Raw genomic sequence first — 22,266 nt, 5'->3', positions numbered from 1 at the left:
AATATATACCTCCCTCTTTACTCGACCTTGCCGCTATTTAGTTTAACCAACTTCACCTCCTACAATTTTGTAAGCCTCCACTCCTTCAAACACCACTTGATACAGCAACTTAGAGCCAATCAATAAAACATTTTCGTCAATGTCAAAGTGTGAATTATGTAAAATCGGAGTTGGTTCTCCGGCCTTAGCACACCCTAGAAAAAAGAAAGCTCCTGATTTTTCCGCCAAATAATTAGCAAAATCTTCTGCGCCTAATACAGGTTTAATTTCTGCATAGACATTATTTTCGCCAATTACTTTTTTACCTGCCTGAACCACAACCTCTGTTGCTTTCTTGCAATTAGCTAACGCTGGATAGCCTTGTTGATAATCAAATATATAGTCTCCACCTTGTGGTTTGGCAATGCCTTTTAAGACCGCTTCTATTCTTTTAGGGATTTCTTGTCTTGTTGTCTCATTTAAAGTGCGAATTGTCCCCCCCAGAATAACCTCTTGCGCAATTACATTATAGCGTTCACCACCACTAATTTCGCCAATAGAAATAGTCGCTACGTCCACTGGATCAATTTGGCGACTCACAATATTATTTAGTCCTTGAATTATATCTGCACTCATCGTTATCGCATCAATCCCTTTATGAGGTTGCGCTGCATGTGCACTCCGACCAATAACATTAATTTTAAAGCGATCCGATGCGGCCATAAACCCACCAGTTCTAATGCCAAGTGCCCCGCTAGGAACTTCTGGCCATAGATGCAAGCCAAATATTGCATCAACGCCCTCTAAAACTCCAGCTTCAATCATTGCTTTAGCGCCACCTAGTGGAGAAGCTTCTTCTGCTGGCTGAAAAATTAATTTAACTGTACCTGCTAGCTTATGTCTATTTTGCATCAGCATTTTCGCGGCCCCCATTAATATCGCCATATGACCATCATGCCCACAAGCATGCATAACGCCTTGATGTTTAGATTTATAAGCAACCTCATTTTCCTCAGTAATTGGTAAAGCATCCATATCCGCTCGCAAAGCAATTACTGGTCCAGACTGCTCTCCCTTTATCAACCCACATAGCCCATATTGCTCATTAAAAGTTTGCGTTTCAATGCCCAACTCCTGTAGAAATTTTCTTATCGTCTCTCTTGTCTGTTTTTCCTGACCACTTAATTCGGGATAAGTATGGAATGTCTGTCGCAACTTGCTAAGAATTTTCAGCAATTCACTATCTTGTTCTTGATTCCACATACGATTTTCTCCTTCAACTTTTAATTAGTGATTATTAAAGTAATTAAAAAAAAACTTTTTCGGGTTATTTTGGGAAATTTCCTTAATTGCTTAAATAAAAAAATGAGACCATGTACAAACCGCACAAAGCCTCATTGCTTTATCAAATAACCATTCAACTTTAACCAAACTACTTTAATTAATCCTACATTGTTTACGATTTTAACTTACTTTTGTAAATTTGTAAAGCGAATTTTTTAATTATTTTGTACAGCAACTATTTTATCAATTAAAATTCTGTATAAATTCCTAGGTCGACCTTTGCCTACCCCTTCTTCACCAGCACTTATAGCTAGGCCATTATTTATCAAATTACTCAATAAGCGCCGCGCACTCCGAGTTGTAATCGACAAATATAGTGCTAAATCTTCTGCATTAATAATTTCACTATCAAATCTTTTCAATGCCGCTAGCATTTTCATCAGCGTAGTAGTTCTGATATTTAATTTCACTGCCAAATTCTGCATGTTTTGATCATCGGACTTTATTGCATATTGCAAATAAGTTGCAGAACTCAATGGTCCAATAACCGATTTATCGTCTAATACAACCATCCATTTAGAATAACCAGCCTGCCTTGCTAAAGCTAAAGCACTGTGAGCATTTTCATTAGCAGCATAAGCAGTTGGCCCAAAGCCAATCCCACCACTAACATTAAGCGCCATATTGCTAGTAATTTCCTCAAAGAGAGGCATCACCGTAAAATCTTTCGTGATATTTTCAATAATACCTCTAGTAGAATATATTGTGTAATGTCCCTCACCTAACATTAAAATAGAACCTTTTAACATTTCCGTATAATTAATCAGCAATTCATATAATTTTAGTTCAATGCGCCTTATTTCATAATTTGAAGCAACTTGTGCTATTAAATCATCATATTTATCTATAGCTATGTGATGAATAGCTATTTGGCTTCCTTTAGACCGAATTTCTTGAACCTTGCTAATTGCTATAGTTAGCATTGTTCTTATATTATCTCTAGTTGGCCAAATACGAAAAGTTGGCACACCTAGCTCTCTTAATTCATTATAGGTTGACAAAAAGCAAGTCACAGCAATATTGCTTTTACCATCTAGCCACAATTGATAATGATAATGTGTTATTTCTTCAGCTGAAATAATATTACTATAGTCATTGACATAAATTTCAGGAACAACTATAGGAATATCGGCAAAAGATTCTTCAATTTCTTTTTTATTAAAAGTATCGAAACTGATCTTCCCAACCTCCAAATTTTCTACATCCAAAATTTGGAGTAAAGCCCGATACAAGCTTGAACCAGTATGGGGGATATAATATAGAGGTTTTAGAGTAACTGCCGAATCTTTAGCATGCAAGTAGGGAACTTTGCCTGAAAACAGCCATACATCAACATAATCATCCATTTTTTTTATAATTCCTGGAACCTCAGAGGCATCTTGATAAACTAGTGATAGTATATTTAAGACTTCACGTTCTTGAGCTATTTCCGTAATTAGCGCTACTGAATCCGAAGGCCCAACTACTGCTAAATTAATTTTTTTCAAAATTCTCACCCTACCCACTTAGCTTACTTTCTGTAATTATAACATAAAATAAGCAACTACCACCAAGCTTGTTGTTGACTACTGTTTATTTACATCATTCGCCTAATCTAAAGTTGACATTTTCTCTAAAAATTCTTCCCAGATAAGGCTTGATAAACTTGATATAATTATTAGTTTATCTTCATATTTATCGAAGTGAATAAAGGGCTCTTGTTGTTGCCCTGCATAATAAATAATTAAAATCTGTTTTAAAATATCTTTCCCCTCTTCAATAAATAGCCGTTCAATAAATAAGGCCTCTTCCTTGCGCCCAATTAAATCCTTTAAAAAAGGGGTTAGCAAACCAGAAATAGCAACACAAATAAACTGCTCATCTAGAATTGCAACATTTATTTTCTCTGGACCATATTTATTTTGTTTTCGAAAATAAGTTGAAATTTGATTCATGATCTTTTGCTCTAACTGCCCCTGCATAGCATGAAATTGCTTAAAAATAGGCCTTTCAAACAAAATAATATAAAAATTATAGATCATCTTGTCATAAAAAGTTGGTGGAAAAAGATGAAAATAGTAATTGCCTGTAAAGCCATAAGTTTGAATTTTACGAGCTAAACCTGTATTTTTTACTAAATCATATATCGCCGGATAATATTCTTGATAAATATGATTTTGCCCATACTTATAAACATTTTGGTATTCCCACTTAGTTAAATTATTAGCTAAAAACCCTATTTCGACATTTTTTCGCAAAGCAACAAAACGGCTTGAAACTAACTTAGGAAATTTCAAGTTTCTGCATATTTCATCAATATTTTTTTTATCATATTCTAATAAATTACTAATTGTTCGTTCATAAGAAGTTTGTTCAATGACATTGCTTCGCATACTTCACCCAACCTAATAATCTACCGCTACAAAACTGTATACAGTAAAATTGATTTAAATTATCCTTAACGCGTACACCAAATTACGCTTAACTATTAATTCAAAAAGAACTGCCAATTTGCCACTATTATTTTTGACAGTTCTCTCGCTCTTAACCTATATTATTCGCCCATACTAGTGCTTCACGATAAACTCTAACCACATCATTTTCACAAATTTCCATTTTTTTAGCATAATCGGAGTACTCTGCCCATTCGCCCCGCTCATAACTTCTAACTAATTTATAAATCATAAGTAAGGGATTGTTAACCTTCTCTAGCAAAACATCTTTTATTTCTTCAGCTAAATGTATTTCATCTAAAATATAATTCATTGGCCGTTCTAACAAAATATCAATGTAAGAAAATAAGCCAATTAAAAAAGCATGCGCTGCTAGCTTCTTTGTGGTTTTCGCTAATGCCAATTTTTCGCAAAATCTAGCTCTAATTAAAGAACCGATAATTATTTCCCCTGGTTTTTCCCCTACAATATCTTTTAACGCAACTAATAACATCCAATTTTTCAATTCTTTTTCTCCCAATAATACCAAGGCATGATGGAGAGAATTTATTCGTGTTTTCAAGCCAAAAACTGGTGAATTAATAAATTTCAATAATTTATAAGATAAAGCCACATCGCGCTTAATGATGCTCTCAATTTGTCTAAATTCTATCTCCGGGCGAGTAAATTCTCTTAATATTTGCATATGATTAACTTTCTGTTCATAAATATCCTTGTGCGATACCAAAGTAGGTTTGCAAAAAAAGTACCCCTGGAAATATGAATAGCCCCATTTTAAAGCTTCTTGATATTCCGCATAAGATTCAATCTTTTCAGCTAAAAGTTTTATTGGATATTTTTTCAAATCTGCAACTAGTTTTTTTCTCTGTCCAACAGGTGTCGCCCGAAAATCTATTTTTATTATGTCCACCAAAGGCAAAATCGGTTTAAAACGCTCCGACATTTGAAAATCATCTAAAACCAATAAATAACCTTTTCGTTTTAGTTCCTTACATGCTCTAATTACTTTTTCATCAAAAATAACATCTTCTAAAATTTCTACCGCAATTAGTTCCCTAGGTAAACGTCTAGGAATATTACTTTTTAAAGAATTAGCAGTAAAATTAATAAATGCTCTTTTCCCATTAGTTAGTGCTTTTATTCCAATTAATAAAAAAGAATTTACAATAACGCGATTTGTTGCGCCGTCACCATCTGTACCATCATAATGATCTACTAGTTCATTGCGAAATAACAATTCATAAGCAAAAACATTAAGTCGGGCATCAAAAATCGCTTGTCTAGCTACATGTACTTCTGTTTCCAAAACAAAACCAGTCTCCTTATTTAAAAATTCCTTGTTTTTTATGCTGAAACAAGCTATAAACAGTCCATAATTACTCTATTAAATAAAAAATACACCTGTACCAACGCACAAGTGTATTAAACAGCTATATACAAAATATACTGTCAACCTACTCGATAAACTTATATCTTTATCAAAATTTGAAGATTTATGCTATAGAAAACCTCAGGCTTTAATTAACACTATATTTTCTCAAACGTTTTTGTAAAATATAGCTCGCAAATCAAGCGGACATTCTCTCTAAAAAATCTAGCCATAAATCTTGCGATAAACATGACAAGATAATTAACTTATCTTGTTCTCTATCAAAACAAATAAATGGTTCTGGCTGTTGTTCAGCAAAATAGCTTGCAAGAATTTGTTGCAAAATTTCTCGCGCTTCCACAATAAACATCTTCTCCACAAAATCAGCATCCTGTTGGTGGATACTTATAAAACTTCGCAGAAATGGAGTTAGTAATCCAGAAATGCCAATTACCAAAAATTGTGCATCTAAAATAGCCACACTAATTTTTTCTGGTCCGTATTTGTTTTGTTTCCGAAAGTATGCCGCAACTTTTGACATTATTTCTTGTTCTAAAACATTATGTTCTGAATTAAAATGTTTAAATAGTGGTTTTTCAAATATATTAACAAAAAAACTATAAATTGTATTTTGATAATAAAGTGGTGGAAAAACATAAAAACAGCTTATTTTGCTGCCATAATCAAAACTTTTCCTCGGAATAGCAACGTTTTTTACATAGTCAACTATTAAAGGAAAATATTCTTGATAAATATGTTTCCGCCCATATGCAAACACTGCCTGATATTCCCACTCTGCTAAAACACTAGACACAAAACCAAGTTCGATATTTTTCCTTAAAGCAATAAACTGATTGCTCGACAAATTAGGAAATTTAAAAATATCACCTACTTCATTAATTAGAAGCTTCTGATAAGCCTTTAAATTCTCAATAGTTTCAGCATAAGATGTTTGTTTTAGTATATGACTTCTCATATTTCTCCTAATCTCAAATTCTACTATGACGCTATCTTTTAAATTACCATATTTGTTCCTTGATATAACTCTAATATTTAATTTTAGGGGTATATATTCCTATTTATTATGTTTTTTTAACGTACTAAAGTTTAGCCTTCAGTAACTGATTTATAGTCCTTAATCCGTTCAAAAAACACAATAACAATTAGCATGCTTGCAAATAAGCAGTAAAGCTTTACACAAGCATAGTTAATGTTTATATAATAGCATAACTAGCGAAATTTTGCAAATTAGTAGGCACCTTGTGAAAAATTTGTTAAATATCCTTTTGTTTTCAAGGCTGCTTTAATTTATCTAATAGTATAGAACAATTGTCTCGGAAAAACAATTATTAATTTTATAAACTTATCTTAAGCTTCGTAGTTTTTATTATGCTCTTATTACTAATTTTAGGCTATTTTTAAATAAATATTAATTTATTTTATATTAACAATTTACAACTGCTCAGTTATATTTTTCTTTCTATTGCCTTTACTATAGCAATAGCTTAAAACCTATAGTTATAAGCTATTGCTGTCATATTTCTTCGGTATATTAAATATAATTTTCCGGACTATGATCACCTCTATTACCAGCTATGTCTAAGGCTAATGCTGGCGCTGTTATTTTTGCCTTTTGCCGAAAACTCGCCTTGTAACTCCCCATATACTGTCCAATTTTTAGCCAAATTACCTTCAGCCATAACCCCTAGTACCAAGCGCTCACAACTTTGTTCATTGCCGCTTACTGCAAACTTTGAACTCGGATTTCCCGCAAAACTCATCCTTAGTTCTGGATTATTGCCACTAAGTGCGCGTTTGTAACCTGCCCACAAGGTGTATTTTCCTTCATGGACTTTTCGACTGGCTTCTAACCCCAGTTCTGCCGTTGTCGCCACATTGACCAAGCGCTCAGCCTGTTGCGATAATACGCCCGCACCTTTTTCCGTAAACCCATCTTGACTATTACGTTGCACATTTAATTCTGCGTAAGGAGCTAGTTCCCAGTTCTTTTTTTGTTGATAATGCAAATTGTATTTAGCCCGAACGCCAAATTCAAGTGTTTGACCGCCATAATCACTACTTGCGGTTAATCCTAAACTCGGCAACTGTCTTAAAGTGTCATTGGCTTGTTTGCCTGCGGCGATATAGGCATTAACATCTACAGCTTGATGGTTATAGCCCGTATATATTCCGAAGCGATAGTCGCGACTATTTCCCGTCGCATTTGCCGTAGACATTTTCACCTTACCATAGCCCAAGATCAGTCCCGAACGCCAATTAGAGTTAATTTTTTGATCGTAGCCTACGACAAAGCCAGAGCTTTTTCCATCTACAGCCGCTAAGCCTCTGCTACTATCCGCAACTATATTCCCAGAGCCAGCGTTTAATTTCACCCACCAGCTATTATTTAAGTCAAAATTTAGCGGTACTACTGTATTAACGTATCTATTACTTTGTAAGTTATTCAGTAACAAAGAAAACCTCTCGCTTTGATTGTAGGCACTAGCATAACTTGGAGAGCCTAGCGAAGACATTCTGGCATTAATCGACTGCCCTATTACAGAGTTTAACGGGGCAAGTCTCGTCATGCTGGCTTGCGCGCCACCGTAAGTTTCTTGTAATGCCGCCCCTGCCAATAGCTTAGTCTTGCTATTATAAATTGCTACTAATTCTACAGGTAGTTGCTGACTAGGGAGGGAATTATACATTTTTTCCAACTCATCTGCACTAATTTGTTGACTACCGTTCAGGTTATTTACTGAAGTTAAAGAAGCTGTTTTGTTAACCAGAAAGCTAGCGATATTAGCGTCATGAGTAGGATTAAGGCTTAAAAATGGCGAAATTGAAGTTGCCACAAAATCCCCCGTAATCCCCTGCGTTGCGCTCAGAAATTGATACCTTGCATTTGGTATAACAATGCCGCTAGTTGTAATTTTACTGCCCGCAACTTCGGCCTTACCATTTACCAAAATCTTACTATTGCTACCACTATCTTCTACCGTAACTGCAATAATCCCGCTACTAAGCAAGTCCCCTTGGATTAACAAATTGCCACTTGTGCCCCAGCTACCTGCCTGTGTTGTTCCCCGATTAATCAAGTTTCCGCCAATACTTCCAGAACCAGCAACAATCCCATTTATTTCGCTATAAACATTCCTGCTTACGCTACCATCTATCTGTAACGTACCGCCTACAACAACGCTATCACCTTGATAACTATTATTTCCCGTCAAAGCTAAAGTTCCATTACCTGTTTTTAATAGCCCTACTGGTAAATTATATAAAATATTATTTTCAATCGCCGTATTGAGAGAATCATAGTAAGTCTGTCCATAGGCCTCACCATCTGCATAACTTAAACCTGCCCCATAGCGTCCCTGCGCATAAAGACCACCATAAAATGCTTTGTAAAAATCAAGATATGCACTAGAGTATTTAGCTACTCGTTTTTCAGCGATATCATTGCTCCATATACTATTATAGCCCTGGGTATCTACTTTATATAACGCCTGAGCCTTACTATAAGTATTGCTATAATCTGCATCAGTGAGCCGTCGCGCATTAAATAAGCCTGGCCCCCTTACTGCTTTGCCTGCATCTAATAGCCCCTGCCCAAACATAATTTCCCGCGGTACATTTACATAATATCTTTCATTACCATAGCCCTCAAAGTTCTGAGAGTATTTATCTAGAAAATTTTCCACACTACCAAATTGTATTTGCATATAAGGGGAAGCCGCATAATAATCTCGTAAATCTTGCTCCCGTTGTTGCGGTGTCAAAACCTCGTTAGTAAAATATACTAGATAATTACTAGCCCTATATTCCTTATCAATTTTAGAATAATCTACCTGTACCCCCACCGTATAGCGGGGCAAAGCAAAAGTATTATTAGCTGTTGATAGCACCGTATCCACTAATTGCTTCCCTGTCATATAGGGAAAGGCCTGCTGCACTAAGCCCAATGTACCGCTTACATATGGTGTCGCCATCGACGTTCCCGACCATTTTTCATAGCTCCGCCCCTCTCCATAGGGAACTGCCGAATAAATATCGATCCCAGGAGACGCGATGCTATTTTCTTCAACAAATAAAGCATGATCACTAAATTCAGCTAAAAAATTGACATCCGTAGTTTTTTTACTAGGATCAAATGCCACAACATTTACGATATTGCCTGATAATTGCGGTACTGCCATGCCGAGATTCGCATAGTGTTGCGCCGACAAATGCCCACTATTTCCTGCTGCCCAAACTATCACTTTGTCATGATCTAAAATCGCGGTTTTAAATGTTGAGATATCACTAGGCCTAAAGATATTAAAAAAAGTTAAATATTCTTGAGCATTTCGATAGTATTCAGGGTAGACAAGATCTTCTCCCCAACTGTTATTTATAATTTTTAATGAATTGTCTGCAAAAGTTTTAGGGTATAACGCAGCTACATCATAGGTTCCATTTTCATCCAGCTCCAGATTAGTGCCTAAAGACAGAAGTCCCGCATCAAAGGCTACCCCATGCATTCCCACTCCATCTCTACTAGCCGCCATAATCCCAGCAACATGCGTGCCATGCCGATTTATCTCCCAGCCGGCATTAGCAAAATTCACATATCCTTGTAAATCGCTTTTATTAACGAATTCACTGTGATCAAAGCGTACTATTTGATCAAACAAAGCCAAGCGAATCCCCTTGCCTGTATAACCAAGAGCATAGGCATCGGCGGCTTTTATATACTCAAGACCCGTGCTTTTATAATACTCTGTAGTTTTAAATAATTCTGGAGCTGTTGCCCCACCGCTGTTTGACCAAGCCAAACATAAGCAACTACAGATAATCGGCAATATTTTCCGTCTAAAAATCTTCATATTTTTATATCCTTATATCCGCAAGTTGTACTAGTAAACTACCATAACCTATGGAGGCTAGTGGTTTGCTGGTCAATACCACTACCGCAGCAAGTTTACCCCGGCTCTAAGGGCTGTAGTACCATCCCCGATTAGAAATCTGTCTTATAGCCCATTGCTAAATTTATTAGATTTAAACTTACGTTGAAATCCCGATCAATCTCTAACCCACATTTTGCCAGATAACCTTCGACCAAAAACAAAAAATCCCTTACGGGCATTTTCCGTTTAAATAAGTTTATTTAATAATAAATAACGGAAAAGCTCTGCATGGATTATTATAAATATATCATAATTATTAAAAAAGGTAAATATTTTTCTAAATTAAATGAAAATACTATTTGTTGCAGGCAATACAAAAAAACCGCAAATTTCGCGTCTTTTTTCTTTCTTATCTATTTCTTCACAGCTTGATTTAAACCGTCAGCCATATTTGCCAAGATTTTGCTAGAAAAATTCTATTTAGTCAATAAATTTTGCAAAGACTCAAATTCAGCATCAACTATTCCCAGTTTTTTTTGAAAACGTGTATCGGTTATTCGCACTACCTGCAATTCTTGTGGGTCTATTGTTTTTATTATAGATTTTAATTTTTGTATCGATTCTGGGGTATCGTTATATCCTTTGAGCAATGTAATTTCTAAAATAAACTTACCAGTATATTGTTTGGCAAATTTTGTCATATTATCAATATGCTCCGCAAAAGTGTATCCCGTTATAGGGCGTTGCAATTTTTGAAAATTTTCATCGCTAGCTACTTTAATTTCACCAATTATCTCATCACATTTATTAGCAATTTCTTGATATTCTTTTTCTCCCAATAAATATCCGTTAGAAAGTAGTCGAATTGGTAAATTTTTGTTTTTAATAAATTCGATGATAACTGCAATTTGTTCATGCAACAATGCCTCACCTTTTGAATTTATAAATATTAATTCTGGCTGTATTTCCTTGATTTTAGCTCCTAGTTCCATCAATCCTTGTTCAATCGGACTAATAATTTTTTGATTAGTTGCCCTATTTTTCGCTCTACCTAGGGGACAAAAAATACAATCAAAATTACAATGTTTTTCTGGCAAAATATTAACTTCTAATACTTTTCGATTATGCTCTAAATAAATATTTTTAAAACTGAACTCACCCATAAATCGCACCGCCTTCGTTAATTAAAACATTCTTTCTTTTAATCACTTTTTTATAAATACGAACTGCTTTTAAACCGCTTATAATATAGAAAAACCCAAGAGATATTTTAATAATATCTCCCAGGTTTTTATCCTTCCGTGTCCGCTATAACTTGCGTGTTTTCTCTCGGACCTGCCAGTAGCAACTGCGGAACCCTAGAAAACTTTTCTATATTTTTTTCGTAATATACTAGAGAAATTCTACCTAAATATTTCTTGGCTGTCAAGTTCCTCTTAAACTATATTTGATCTTTAAAGTAGCTCTCTGTGTTCTAAAATTATTTTTCCATTTTCACATGCTGGGCAAAAGCAAAATTTACCACCTTCACGCTTAACTTTTTGCGCCTGCGCTTTTAACCGGTTTGCAGTTTCTAAGCCAAAAAATTTCTCCCCTGCCGCTGAACTAAAGAAAGCTAAAACTTCATCAATAGTTTGCACATCTGCTTCTAATTCAGCTAAAAATTTTTCTGTTATTAGTGGTTTTTTAGAGCTTTTATCCGAATCTAAATATTCTTGCGCTATAATCTTTAATTCCTTACAACAACTAGGTGCCGAAATAACCGCCTTTATTTTTTCTACTATAAATTCTCTGCCATCTTGATTTTCCATATTTATCAACCTCTCTTATTTTTATCTACAATACTTGCTAGTTTGTTAAATAAACTAGTAAAATTAACTGTCCTAACTTTGGATTACATTAAGTTATAATTAATCATTTATGAAAATTATTTATTATTAAGTTTATTGTCTATGTTTCCAGATTTGCCAAAATTCTTTTTAAGTTTTCTTCGAAAGATAAAATTTCAGCTCTGCTAAAACCTTTATATATAAGTGTACTCATTGCTCTAGACACTTCATCAAATTCAAGTTTTAAAGATTGAGCCTTTTCTGTAAGTTTAATAAGCGTTTTTCGCCGATCTTCCTTAACATAAATTCTTTGAATAAGACCAATTTTTTCCATATGATCCAACATCCCAGTAAGACTTGTCTTTGCCAGGCCTGTTTTCGTTGCAATTTCTTTTATAGAGATACTATCACCCTGCCATAATATATATAAAATACGTCCTTGAGCACCATTAAATTCGGTTATGTTGCGTTCCGCTAATATCTTAGACAGAACCCTCCCACTAATTTGTTTTATTTGGGAAATTAAAAATCCACCCTGACACTCCATATTTTATTCTCACCACCTTTTTGTTCTTGCAATAATTTTCATATCAAATTCCTGTCTTGTACTATATAGTATAGTTCTGTATAGTACTATTTGTCAAGGGCAATTCTATGTTAAATTAACATAGCCAGCAATGTTAGTCTATTGTTTTTCCAAATACAAAAAACCCGCGAAATTCGCGGGTTAATTTTATCTCTAAAGCTAAATATTTAATTCTAAAAAATTTGGTGAAGCTTATCGACTAACTTATTTTTAAACTCGCTGCACTCTATCTAAGTGAAACATTAGCTATCTTTTCATTTTTAATTAATAGATCTGTCATAAAAGCTTATCCCTCAGGATCTATGCTCCAAATCCTAATATTATTTTTTTCTATCGTACCCACGATAATTCTGCCATCATCTAACATACAAACTTTACTAAGGACTCTTTCATTAATTGGAATGGGGATTTTTCTCAACAAATTACCTTGTATATCCCATACCTGTATAACATCGTTTCCTCCTGTAACTATAAATTTGCCATCGTTAGAAAAAGTTACCACAGCTAGTTGTTCACCCTCTTTACTCCATAGAAGTCGACCAGTATCCACTTCCCATATCTTCAAAATTTCTGGCATTTTATTCTTATCTGCGTACAGATTGCTGACAGCAGCCAGCAATCTGTCATCCGGCGAAAATGCAATATCAAAGATATCCGCCCATGTTTTGCGCTTAGACAGCGTACGCAATTCGCCACGATTTCCCTTTTTATTTTTCCATAGTTGAACTTTCCCATCTAAAGTTCCAGCAGCAACAATTTTACTATCATGAGAAAATGCAACCGTAAATAGCATATTTGTTACACCTAAGGTAAAGCCATCGAAAATTCCATCAGAGGTATTCCAGAATACTAAGTCGTCAAGTGCTCCAGCAATATAGTTTCCATCAGGTGAAAACTTTATCATTAAATAATGATATCCACACTTAATACTTCTAATAATTTTACCAGTATCAAACGACCAAATATTCAATTTATTATCTTCACCCGCTGTTGCTATCCACTCATTGCCTTGGGAGAAAGCAACACTGTATACACCTTTTTTATGTCCCGTAACTATATATTCTTTATTCTTATTGTTAATTTCCCTATAGCTTGTAAGTGTCTTAAGCAATGTCCCATCTTGCAAATTCCAAACCTTTGCCACACAATCCTTTCCACCACTAACTAAGTATTTTCCATCACTCGAAATATCTATATTATAAACCTCAGCCGTATGCCCAGATAAAGTCAGCTCTTTTACTGCTGCTTCTACAAAAACAGTGCTTAAAAACATGTATCCTAACACTGCGTACAGGCAAATTATAAATTTTGATAGTCGTTTTTTTTGAAATACGATTTGTTTCATTCTTATTTCTTCCTTTGTTTCATTAATTTTTCTCTCTAATCAATTTTTTCTGACCTTCGAATATAAGACTGAACTCGCTTAATCCAATTTCTATCGCAAATCATTCAGCATCGGATTTATAGTACTTTTATCAATTAATATTGGATTTGTATTTTGTCTCGACCAATACTCTCCATATATATCTCCAGTTTTCGGATCAAAATCTTCCGACAAAATGTATACCTCCAATTTATAGCAATTAGGTTTTTCCAATATTGTAGCCTTGTATTTCCCACTAGGAGAAATCATCTGTCTCTCGGTTTGATCCATATTCCCCTCCTAAAAACAATATGCATCTATTTATGCCATATAGATATCCTCAGTTTACAATAATAGTCCAGCTTCCAAATAGCCCATAGAATACAATTTGCCTGTTCGTCATTTGGGTAATTATCTCGCAATCTTATCTGTACATCTTTAACTTTATCAAAATCTTCAATTAAGCCATAGCACGAAAACTCACACGCCGCAAAAGCTTTATCTAATCCGCCACAATTTTTTTAAGCACTAACACGAGTCGCATCTTCCAGCAAAATTAAATCTCACAAGAATAGCGCTTACACCCTTTACTATATTTCATGGACGCAAGAAACTGAAAATTTTATAACCTCCATATATCGTAAAAACATAAACTTGGCATTTTAAAACAAGTATATATTCAAATTTTGTTTAATAAATTTATACTATATAAGTTTCAACGTCCATTTATAAATAAAGCCATATATTTAAGTTCTCATGTTTATTCTTTATTATTGCAAAACTTAACAAAATAATCAAGCAATCTCTTGCTATTTTATACACAGCCTAATCTAAATATAGCAATTTCCTTTATTAAGCCTAAAACTATCAAATGATTTAATATTATATTTAAATATAATCTGTTTTTATTGGAAACTTATAAATATAATAGTAAAATATTAATATAAATTAACAAAACGTTCTTTATAGCGAGGAGGAGTTTAATGAAGAAGATTGTTTTATCAAATTCACTTATGTTAGCTCTATGTTTTATTCTAAATACCAACTTTGCATATGCTGCACTAGACACGCCTGCTGATATACAGTGGTTTCACAAAGGTTATGAGTTTATTAAAAAGCAAGATTACGATAACGCGATCATGGCTTTTAACTATTCTATTGAACTAAATGATCATAATGCGGAAGTCTTCTACTGGCGTGGCATTGCTTATGATAAAACCGGTAAGTACGAAGAATCTATAGCCAATTTTAATCAGGCGATTACCCTCAACTCGCAATTAACAGTAGCCTACAGCTCCCGCGGAATAGTTTATGTTAAAAAAGGGCAATACGACCAAGCTATTGCAAATTGGGATCAAGCTATTTTATTTAACCCATCAGATGCTGATTCATATTTCGCCCGTGGCACTGTTTATTATAAAACAGGTCAACTTGAACATGCTCTTGCAGATTATAATCAAGCTATAACATTAAATCCAAAAAAAGCTGTCGCCTACTACTCTCGTGGCATCTTTTATTATGATACACATAAATATGAACAAGCAATAGCCGATTTTAATAAGATGATTGAGCTAAATCCAAATTTTCACAGAATATATTATTGGCGCGGCGCAGCTTTTTACCAACAAGGAAACTACTATAAGGCAATTGATAATTTTGATCAAGCGCTAAAACTAACTCCAGAAGATGCGTATATTCACTTATGTAAAGCACAGGTTTTAGAGGAAATCGGACTAAAAACAGATGCAATTAATAGTTATCTTCAATTTATCACCAAAGAATCTCCTCAAAATATACAACTTATTGATTATGCCAAACAGCGTATTGAGATTCTACAAAAATAACGCCTGGTTTTTAGCATTTTTTCTCTCTATCTCTACACAACAATTTTTTCACCTTTTAAATTTCAATCTTTACCAACGGATTATTACTCTCTGCTTATTCAAAAAGGTAAAACTGGATTAAGAACTTTTTCATTCTTAATCCAGTCTAAATATTTTTCTTTATTATTCACACCACAACATTTGACAAAGAACCATTTTATTTCTAAAGCTAAATATTTAATTCTAAAAAATTTATACATTTGTTTGTACCTTAGAATGTTGAGTTAAGCCGCAACATTGCAACTCCCCCCTTAATAAATATAGTAACATTATGAACCCCTACACTTAAATAGCACCAAGTGTAATAAAAAGTCTATCCTTAAAACTTGCAAAAAATAATAAGCAAGACTTTATTCATAAAATTAATCAAAGAGCGACGGAGTTTACTGCTAGTATATCAGCTGATTTACTGCGCTAAATGGCTTTTGAAATGGATTATAAAACAACTATTGCGTCTTTCTAATTTTCATCTCACTTCTCCCCATCCCATTCTTTTAGCAACTCGCTTACACGCGTTTTTACACGACAAGTTAAATCGTTATCTCTATCAGATACACTATCATTTTCTGAGATATCTTTACCAACATTGGATTCTGGATAAACACCTAGGTTATTCAAATCAGAAACAACACGATTTATTGCTTTATCTGGAGCTGAATAATACTCCCCTCCGCGAAGTCTAATAAAAGTCCAACCTAACCGTTCAAGTATAATTTGTCGTTCCATATCAGCCAACAGTGCCTCTTGACCAGAGTGATACTTTTCTCCATCACACTCTATAGCAATTTTTTTATCTTTATAACATGCTACCATGTCAATACTATATGCTCCCACTTTCCATTGTTGGACAATATTATATCCTTGCGTAATCAAAGCTGTAGCTACTTCGACTTCAAAAGGTGACTGACTTAACTCTTCAATAGTCTTCTTTTGATTTTCCAATAATCCTGGATTTGTCATGTAAGCCAATAAATCTTTTCGAATGTCATTCGCCTTTAAATCTCTTTCTATATCTAACGAATGAACCAACCACAACTGATTACGCGCCCGACTAGTTGCAACATTGTATCGTTGTTTGTTCGCAAGCCCACCTTCATCAAACGATACCTTTGTCAATGGACCATCGGTAGAATTACTGTAAACCATCGACAAAAATATAATATCGCGTTCATCACCTTGGAATTGTGCTGGATTACCACACAGAATTTTACGTTCACTAATTTCTTTTAACGACATATGCTTCTGCAAATACATCATAATTACATCCGACTGTTCAGCCCCTAGCAGTGTAATAGCACCAAAAGTTTGCTCTTTGTATTCTGGCTGTTCCATACAGGCTATCATTAAAGCTGCAATACATTCTGCTTCTACAGCATTAGTTTTACCATTTTGCTTACCATCCACCCGATAGACCATTGTAGATGGCTTAATCACAACATTGCTCGCATCTCGTAGTGGTTTAATTTTATTTCTATAGCTCAATTTATTGCTATATGCAATTATCTCTGGAACACACCGAAAATGTTCTATTAACATCAACGAAGGAAACGTCATTCCGACAATATCATATAATGATGTTTTCATATCATATACGGTCGGATGCTCAATAACCCCGTATAAGTATGTTTTCATTAAAGCTTGCATATCTTCAGATCTTATGGCATTTATAGCACTTGGACTCACCTGATTATCATCGCCAACTACAATTATTTTTTTCCCTAAATATAAAATCGGCAGTGATGAAATATCTGATTGACTTGCTTCATCTACGATAACAATATCAAAACGTGTCTTGCTTGGGCTCATGGAATCCAAAGCTCGATTAATAGGCATAATCCATGCTGGAACTGCCACTTGACATTTTTCCATTAACATTCTTGCTTCTCGCTTGTATATATGAGCATTCTTTCCGGTACCTTTTCCATATTTTTTATTTACAATACGCCAGGCAGAAAGACTCTGTTGGATTTGTGTATTTCCACCAATTCTTTTTATTAAATGATACCAAGATAAGGCTTCTACAATTTTTTCTGTAACCTGTAACAGTCGCTTGCTACACTCTTTATCCTTAATAAGTAATTCATCCAAAGATGTTTCTAAATATTTATCTAGTAATTGTTTATACTGGTTCCATTTCCAAAGTTCTGGTAAGTGATCTAGCATATATTGTTCATCTGGCAAACCTGCCCTAACAACAATTGCATTAGCCCATTCTGGAGCATACTTATGTAATTTGGCTAGAATTTCTTTTCTTCTGGTAATAATAGAATTTTTATTATACATAGCAACAAACTCATTATACGCCTTAGTATATCCATCAACACTAAGAATTTTAAACTCGTGATATAAAGCATTTGCTGATTTACCACCATTTTCTGCGGCATTTTTTAACAATATGAGCGCTTGATCATATTGTTTGAGGAATTCTCCATACTCAATATAAAGCAACCGAAATAACTGGCAATATAATGGCATAATTTCTTGAATAATTTTTATTGAATGCTTTATTTCATCTTCCTCTGAAATAAAGGTACTGCAATCTTTCAAAGAAATAATAATTCCCATAGTTTCAAAATTTTTCTTAATATCTGCACAAACCGTATGATACCAACTTAAGTGCTTTTCAATTTGTAAAACAAAGTTATAGCAATTTCGCTCTGGTGTAGACCCTAATTTTTCAAACTGTAAACACGGGGAAGAATCACCAATCAGCTGATTCCACATAACACCTAATTGTTCGCGCTTTTGAAGGCATTTTGCATACTTTTGAACGATCTCACAATCCGCCCTTTCCTTCAACGGCTGCCCGTTTATTGTTATTTGAACTGCTAATTTTTGATGTGAACTATTAAACATCCCAGACATTGTCCGAATCAAGCCTGGTTTATCAAAATAACTAGCCAATTTAGCAAGCTGCTCTTGCAAAGTTCCGTCTGTTAATGAAATATCTGATTTAATGTTTTTCCCAAAAATATCACTCATAATTTTATTACAATATTCATATGTGTCTTGGATTTTAAAGATAAGACTATGCCAAATTTCCGCATAAGAGTCTCCACGCTTACCATCCAAAATCGCCTTATGTTGCCATTCTTCTATAACTATAATTCCATCTTCCAATTGATTTGAAAAAGTATTTATATGCACAGGCGAAATGGGTTCTATCGATCTCTTACCCAAATAAATTGTTAATTTTTCTAAATCAACATTAATTGTCTCCATCTGTAATTCAGCAATTGCAGCACACAATCTCTGGCATTGTTCTTCATATTGGTTTCTATGCAACACCCATTTTTCAAAATCAGTTGGTACCATCAAGTCCGAAGGATTTAGCTTAACCTGTCCCAATTCAACTTCTTCTTCAGAACACACATCTTTGTTGCTAGAGTATAAAAAACGAATATCATCACAAGACACTGGTAATGGCGAATTAATATCTACTTTACCTGGTATACCATCCAACAAATCCTTATTAGCATAAATGAATTTAGCAATATCTATTGGAGAATGCCCTTCTCCCGCAATTACAATTGGAGTAAATTCCTTATTGCGAATAGTAAAAATTGATTTTCTCACAGATTCTACATCTTCATATAATTTTTTATGAATTGATAGATATTGTTCGCTTATACATTTCCAATGTTTTTCATCATAGGTTGATAAACCAGTTGTTATCATACCTATTGCTTGCTCAAAGTCTTTGTTATTCTCATTTAATACTGCTACACACATATTTTGAATAGATTCAGGCAATTTTTCTTTCAGTACAGATAATGCTTTCGATGTTTGGCTGGTAACCAATACCGTTTTTCCCTGAGATAAAAAATGTCCTATTAAATTAGCAATTGTATGTGTTTTTCCAGTCCCAGGAGGTCCTTGAACCAATACTGCTTTGGCAGTTTCGATTCTTCTCGCTATTTCTAACTGCTCTTTATTAGACGCTTTGGATAAAAAAATATTCCTATCTTGCCCGTTAATTTCTGTGAAAGAAACATTTGAATTTTGTCCTTCGTCACTACTTGCTAATGTGTTCTTAGTGGAAGGATTAACCATTTCTACTAGTGGACCATACTCAATTCCATTTTCCTGGACATCGTCAATAATTTCAGCAATAACCCTTGCAACACCGGTACTTCGCCTTCTAATAAATAAAATAGGCTCCAAATAAACAGCATAGGGTTCCGATACTTGATGTACTTCATCTTCCGACAACACATAACTGATATCTTGTGATATCTGATGCACAGCACGCTTAATAAAAGATTCTACTCGTTCATCATCAAAAGGTTGATAATCCTCTTGTTCAAGCTCTGCCCCTATGGTTTTTAAAGTTTCTAAGTTCGTTTGATTTAATTCACGAATCACTTCGTCATTTAATGTAACTTGCGCTTCCGTATCTACTATCATCATAACGTTATTATCTGCATCAAATCGTAAATCCATGCGTTTCAATAGAACTGGAGCTTTTATCTGCGAGCTATTAACGGTAACCAGCATACCATTGCTACCAATCAATTCGTAAGTTTCTGGATCTCGATTAAATATATTGTAATACTGATAAAGTTCATTGAATAATCCTCGTACCGAATAATTTTTCCTCTCTAAAACCGCCCAAGCATCTCGCTCAACTTTCCATATGTTATACAGTTCCACACGATTTATATTGTCAGTAAAATTTTCTTCATCAATTTTTTCCATATATGAAATCGGTCTATCAAATTTATTCCATGATGAAGCAACCCATTTTTCTAAACCTCTAGGCAACTGTGGAGGCAAAACAGAGGATGGTTTCTCGACGCTGAGAAAAACCTTATTTCCTCTATCATCAAATTTGCTTTCTCCTTTACCAACAAGGATTACATATTCACTGTCTGGAATATCTTTTAGTATTATTTTCCACTCCAGCTGATTGATATGACTAGAAAGGTTCTTATCTTTTGTATATAAAGATGCATATAGCTTTTCAATGTATGTAAAAAGTGCAACTACTTTATCTTGATTGGTCAATTTCTTTTGCCGTCTATTGGAACTTTCTTTTTCAAGCTCCGAATCCTTAAAGCCTCTCATATCAGATGGCAAAACACATTGTTTCCGCTCAACTAAATTTTCCGCTCCAGTAACTGCAAGTTTTTCTCTTTCCATCTGATTAATCCCCTGTCTTTCAAAATTTTTATGATTCGCAGGCTTCGCTTTTTCTGTAAAAAGTTCCATTGTTCTCGTGTGATCTCGACTAGCTATAATGATTGTTTTCTCATGGTGTTCAGATGATTCTAAATCTTTAGCTACAGGTTTTATACCTTCCTGTTTTTCTTTTATATGCCATACGTATGCTTCGTCTCGATAACACATATTATTCAATGATTTCGAGCTGTATAATAAGGCATTAACTTTCTTTTTTTCTACTCCTACTTTTACAGCAATTTCTCTTCCCTTCAGTCCGTTGACACTATCCCTCAATATATCAAGTATTTTTTTTTCCAAGTCATTCATAACATACCCTCCAAAGTTACAACTACATCGCCTTAAACAAAATATATTATATGTCATATTTAAGATATTTACTTATATTTTTATACCTACGTTTGCATTTTTAGTGTTTACTATTAAGTGATAAAAACTAAACCAATTAAATCAAACTAGTAAAAAAACAAGCCTTGTCTTGAAGTCATTTTTTAAAACACCATTAATTTATACAACTTCCACAAACCATCCCCAGCGGCAATTCCTATTAGCAATCAAATTCATCCAAACAAAATGTTTTCTCAATATATAGCACTTTCAAGCATGTTTTCACAGTCATATATTGTCTACATGGTAGAATTATTGCTAAAAATAATAGTTACCATTATTCTAGAAAGGCATAAGGGACGTTCCTTTTTGGGAGCAAATTTAATATCTTGCTATAATATAAAGTACTAACCCATTGTCAATAAATTTTTCTCAGATGAGTCAAATTACGATTTTCCAGCTCATATTTTTATTTTTTATCATTCTTTCTAAATTATATGATCTCTTTGTATTCAATAGCATATTGCATACTTTCAATAAAATTATTTTACTTTTTTAAAGTCCCCCCTTTTCAAAACCACATATCGCAAAAAAACCCGCGAAATTCGCGGGTTCATTTTATTTCTAAAGCTAAATATTTAATTCTAAAAAACTTCTACATTTAATTGGTGGAGGTGAGGGGAGTCGAACCCCTGTCCAGAAGTATTGCTACAGAACTTTCTCCGAGTGCAGTCAATAATTTAAACTTCGCGCATTTGTCGCCTATTGACAAGCTCCGCATTTGCTAGCTCGATAACATTCCCCAAAAGTTCTCCGAGCATTGAACTTTCAAGTAGCCTACTGTGTGACGCCTTATCCCCGCCCGCAGGCTAGGAGAGGTAAGACGAGCAGCCTAAGCTGCTAATGCAAAATTATCTTCTGCGTTTAAACAGTTCCCACCGTATTGCAGGCAGATGGAACCCTGACTCGCTTATTAAGCCACAACTACCCCTGTCGAAACCAGTACACCCCCGTGTACTGTATAGTTAGATGTTACTCTATACTAAAGCTGATTGTATCATAAATAAATTAGCTATGCAAGAGG

General features: G+C 34.3%; 13 protein-coding genes, 1 other RNA gene and 1 riboswitch. Of the genes, 1 reads left to right on the top strand and 13 read right to left on the bottom strand.

Translation table 11 applies throughout. From position 1 onward, the window contains the following. Positions 1–42: 42 nt before the first annotated feature. From SUCMO_RS0102820 to SUCMO_RS0102765, 11 genes are all read right to left on the bottom strand, one after another. Entirely contained in the window at positions 43–1,242 is a 1,200-nt protein-coding gene (locus tag SUCMO_RS0102820) for a M20 metallopeptidase family protein (protein WP_019878939.1), read from the bottom strand. Between the two features lie 236 nt (positions 1,243–1,478). Then, positions 1,479–2,819, bottom strand: coding sequence for a GTP cyclohydrolase IIa (locus SUCMO_RS0102815; protein ID WP_019878938.1), 1,341 nt, complete (start codon positions 2,817–2,819; stop codon positions 1,479–1,481). 93 nt (positions 2,820–2,912) lie between these two features. After that, a complete protein-coding gene (locus SUCMO_RS0102810) occupies positions 2,913–3,695 on the bottom strand; it encodes a Na-translocating system protein MpsC family protein (RefSeq protein ID WP_019878937.1) in 783 nt (260 codons plus the stop codon). A gap of 151 nt (positions 3,696–3,846) precedes the next feature. Further along, the gene (locus tag SUCMO_RS0102805) at positions 3,847–5,061 is read right to left on the bottom strand and encodes an EAL and HDOD domain-containing protein (protein ID WP_019878935.1); all 1,215 of its coding nucleotides are present in this window, start codon (positions 5,059–5,061) and stop codon (positions 3,847–3,849) included. 262 nt (positions 5,062–5,323) lie between these two features. Continuing rightward, positions 5,324–6,100: a Na-translocating system protein MpsC family protein gene (locus SUCMO_RS0102800; protein ID WP_019878934.1), complete on the bottom strand. Its 777-nt coding sequence runs from the start codon at positions 6,098–6,100 to the stop codon at positions 5,324–5,326. A gap of 610 nt (positions 6,101–6,710) precedes the next feature. Continuing rightward, complete coding sequence (locus tag SUCMO_RS0102795; RefSeq protein WP_019878933.1) at positions 6,711–9,992, bottom strand: autotransporter domain-containing protein; 3,282 nt, start codon at positions 9,990–9,992, stop codon at positions 6,711–6,713. A gap of 497 nt (positions 9,993–10,489) precedes the next feature. Continuing rightward, positions 10,490–11,176, bottom strand: a complete 687-nt coding sequence (locus SUCMO_RS0102790; RefSeq protein WP_019878932.1) for a radical SAM protein — start codon at positions 11,174–11,176, stop codon at positions 10,490–10,492. A gap of 115 nt (positions 11,177–11,291) precedes the next feature. Continuing rightward, a riboswitch (guanidine-I (ykkC/yxkD leader) is annotated at positions 11,292–11,386 on the bottom strand. Between the two features lie 81 nt (positions 11,387–11,467). Beyond that, positions 11,468–11,824 carry a hypothetical protein gene (locus SUCMO_RS0102780; protein ID WP_019878930.1) on the bottom strand — a complete coding sequence of 119 codons (357 nt, stop codon included), beginning with the start codon at positions 11,822–11,824 and terminating at the stop codon, positions 11,468–11,470. Between the two features lie 139 nt (positions 11,825–11,963). Further along, positions 11,964–12,389, bottom strand: a complete 426-nt coding sequence (locus SUCMO_RS0102775) for a MarR family transcriptional regulator (protein ID WP_019878927.1) — start codon at positions 12,387–12,389, stop codon at positions 11,964–11,966. A 325-nt stretch (positions 12,390–12,714) separates the two neighbouring features. Next, positions 12,715–13,773 carry a WD40 repeat domain-containing protein gene (locus tag SUCMO_RS0102770; RefSeq protein ID WP_019878925.1) on the bottom strand — a complete coding sequence of 353 codons (1,059 nt, stop codon included), beginning with the start codon at positions 13,771–13,773 and terminating at the stop codon, positions 12,715–12,717. A gap of 90 nt (positions 13,774–13,863) precedes the next feature. After that, positions 13,864–14,082: a hypothetical protein gene (locus SUCMO_RS0102765; protein ID WP_019878924.1), complete on the bottom strand. Its 219-nt coding sequence runs from the start codon at positions 14,080–14,082 to the stop codon at positions 13,864–13,866. A 692-nt stretch (positions 14,083–14,774) separates the two neighbouring features. Here SUCMO_RS0102765 and SUCMO_RS0102760 point away from each other — a divergent pair. Continuing rightward, positions 14,775–15,635, top strand: coding sequence for a tetratricopeptide repeat protein (locus SUCMO_RS0102760; protein ID WP_019878923.1), 861 nt, complete (start codon positions 14,775–14,777; stop codon positions 15,633–15,635). Positions 15,636–16,145: 510 nt separating this feature from the next. Here the strand turns inward: SUCMO_RS0102760 and SUCMO_RS0102750 are convergent. Next, entirely contained in the window at positions 16,146–21,164 is a 5,019-nt protein-coding gene (locus SUCMO_RS0102750) for an AAA domain-containing protein (protein WP_019878920.1), read from the bottom strand. Positions 21,165–21,848: 684 nt separating this feature from the next. Then, positions 21,849–22,194, bottom strand: a transfer-messenger RNA (tmRNA) gene (ssrA, locus tag SUCMO_RS11140). Positions 22,195–22,266: the final 72 nt, after the last annotated feature.

The organism is Succinispira mobilis DSM 6222, from assembly GCF_000384135.1.
Taxonomy (GTDB): domain Bacteria; phylum Bacillota; class Negativicutes; order Acidaminococcales; family Succinispiraceae; genus Succinispira; species Succinispira mobilis.
The sequence above is the reverse complement of the archived record's forward strand: the minus strand, read 5'-3'. Positions and strand labels throughout refer to the sequence as shown.

Excerpts from the sequence above, each read along its gene's own strand:
- SUCMO_RS0102820 (WP_019878939.1), bottom strand. The coding sequence starts at position 1,242 with ATGTGGAATCAAGAACAAGATAGTGAATTGCTGAAAATTCTTAGCAAG.
- SUCMO_RS0102810 (WP_019878937.1), bottom strand. The coding sequence starts at position 3,695 with ATGCGAAGCAATGTCATTGAACAAACTTCTTATGAACGAACAATTAGT.
- SUCMO_RS0102800 (WP_019878934.1), bottom strand. The coding sequence starts at position 6,100 with ATGAGAAGTCATATACTAAAACAAACATCTTATGCTGAAACTATTGAG.
- SUCMO_RS0102795 (WP_019878933.1), bottom strand. The coding sequence starts at position 9,992 with ATGAAGATTTTTAGACGGAAAATATTGCCGATTATCTGTAGTTGCTTA.
- SUCMO_RS0102790 (WP_019878932.1), bottom strand. The coding sequence starts at position 11,176 with ATGGGTGAGTTCAGTTTTAAAAATATTTATTTAGAGCATAATCGAAAA.
- SUCMO_RS0102780 (WP_019878930.1), bottom strand. The coding sequence starts at position 11,824 with ATGGAAAATCAAGATGGCAGAGAATTTATAGTAGAAAAAATAAAGGCG.
- SUCMO_RS0102775 (WP_019878927.1), bottom strand. The coding sequence starts at position 12,389 with ATGGAGTGTCAGGGTGGATTTTTAATTTCCCAAATAAAACAAATTAGT.
- SUCMO_RS0102770 (WP_019878925.1), bottom strand. The coding sequence starts at position 13,773 with ATGAAACAAATCGTATTTCAAAAAAAACGACTATCAAAATTTATAATT.
- SUCMO_RS0102765 (WP_019878924.1), bottom strand. The coding sequence starts at position 14,082 with ATGGATCAAACCGAGAGACAGATGATTTCTCCTAGTGGGAAATACAAG.
- SUCMO_RS0102760 (WP_019878923.1), top strand. The coding sequence starts at position 14,775 with ATGAAGAAGATTGTTTTATCAAATTCACTTATGTTAGCTCTATGTTTT.
- SUCMO_RS0102750 (WP_019878920.1), bottom strand. The coding sequence starts at position 21,164 with ATGAATGACTTGGAAAAAAAAATACTTGATATATTGAGGGATAGTGTC.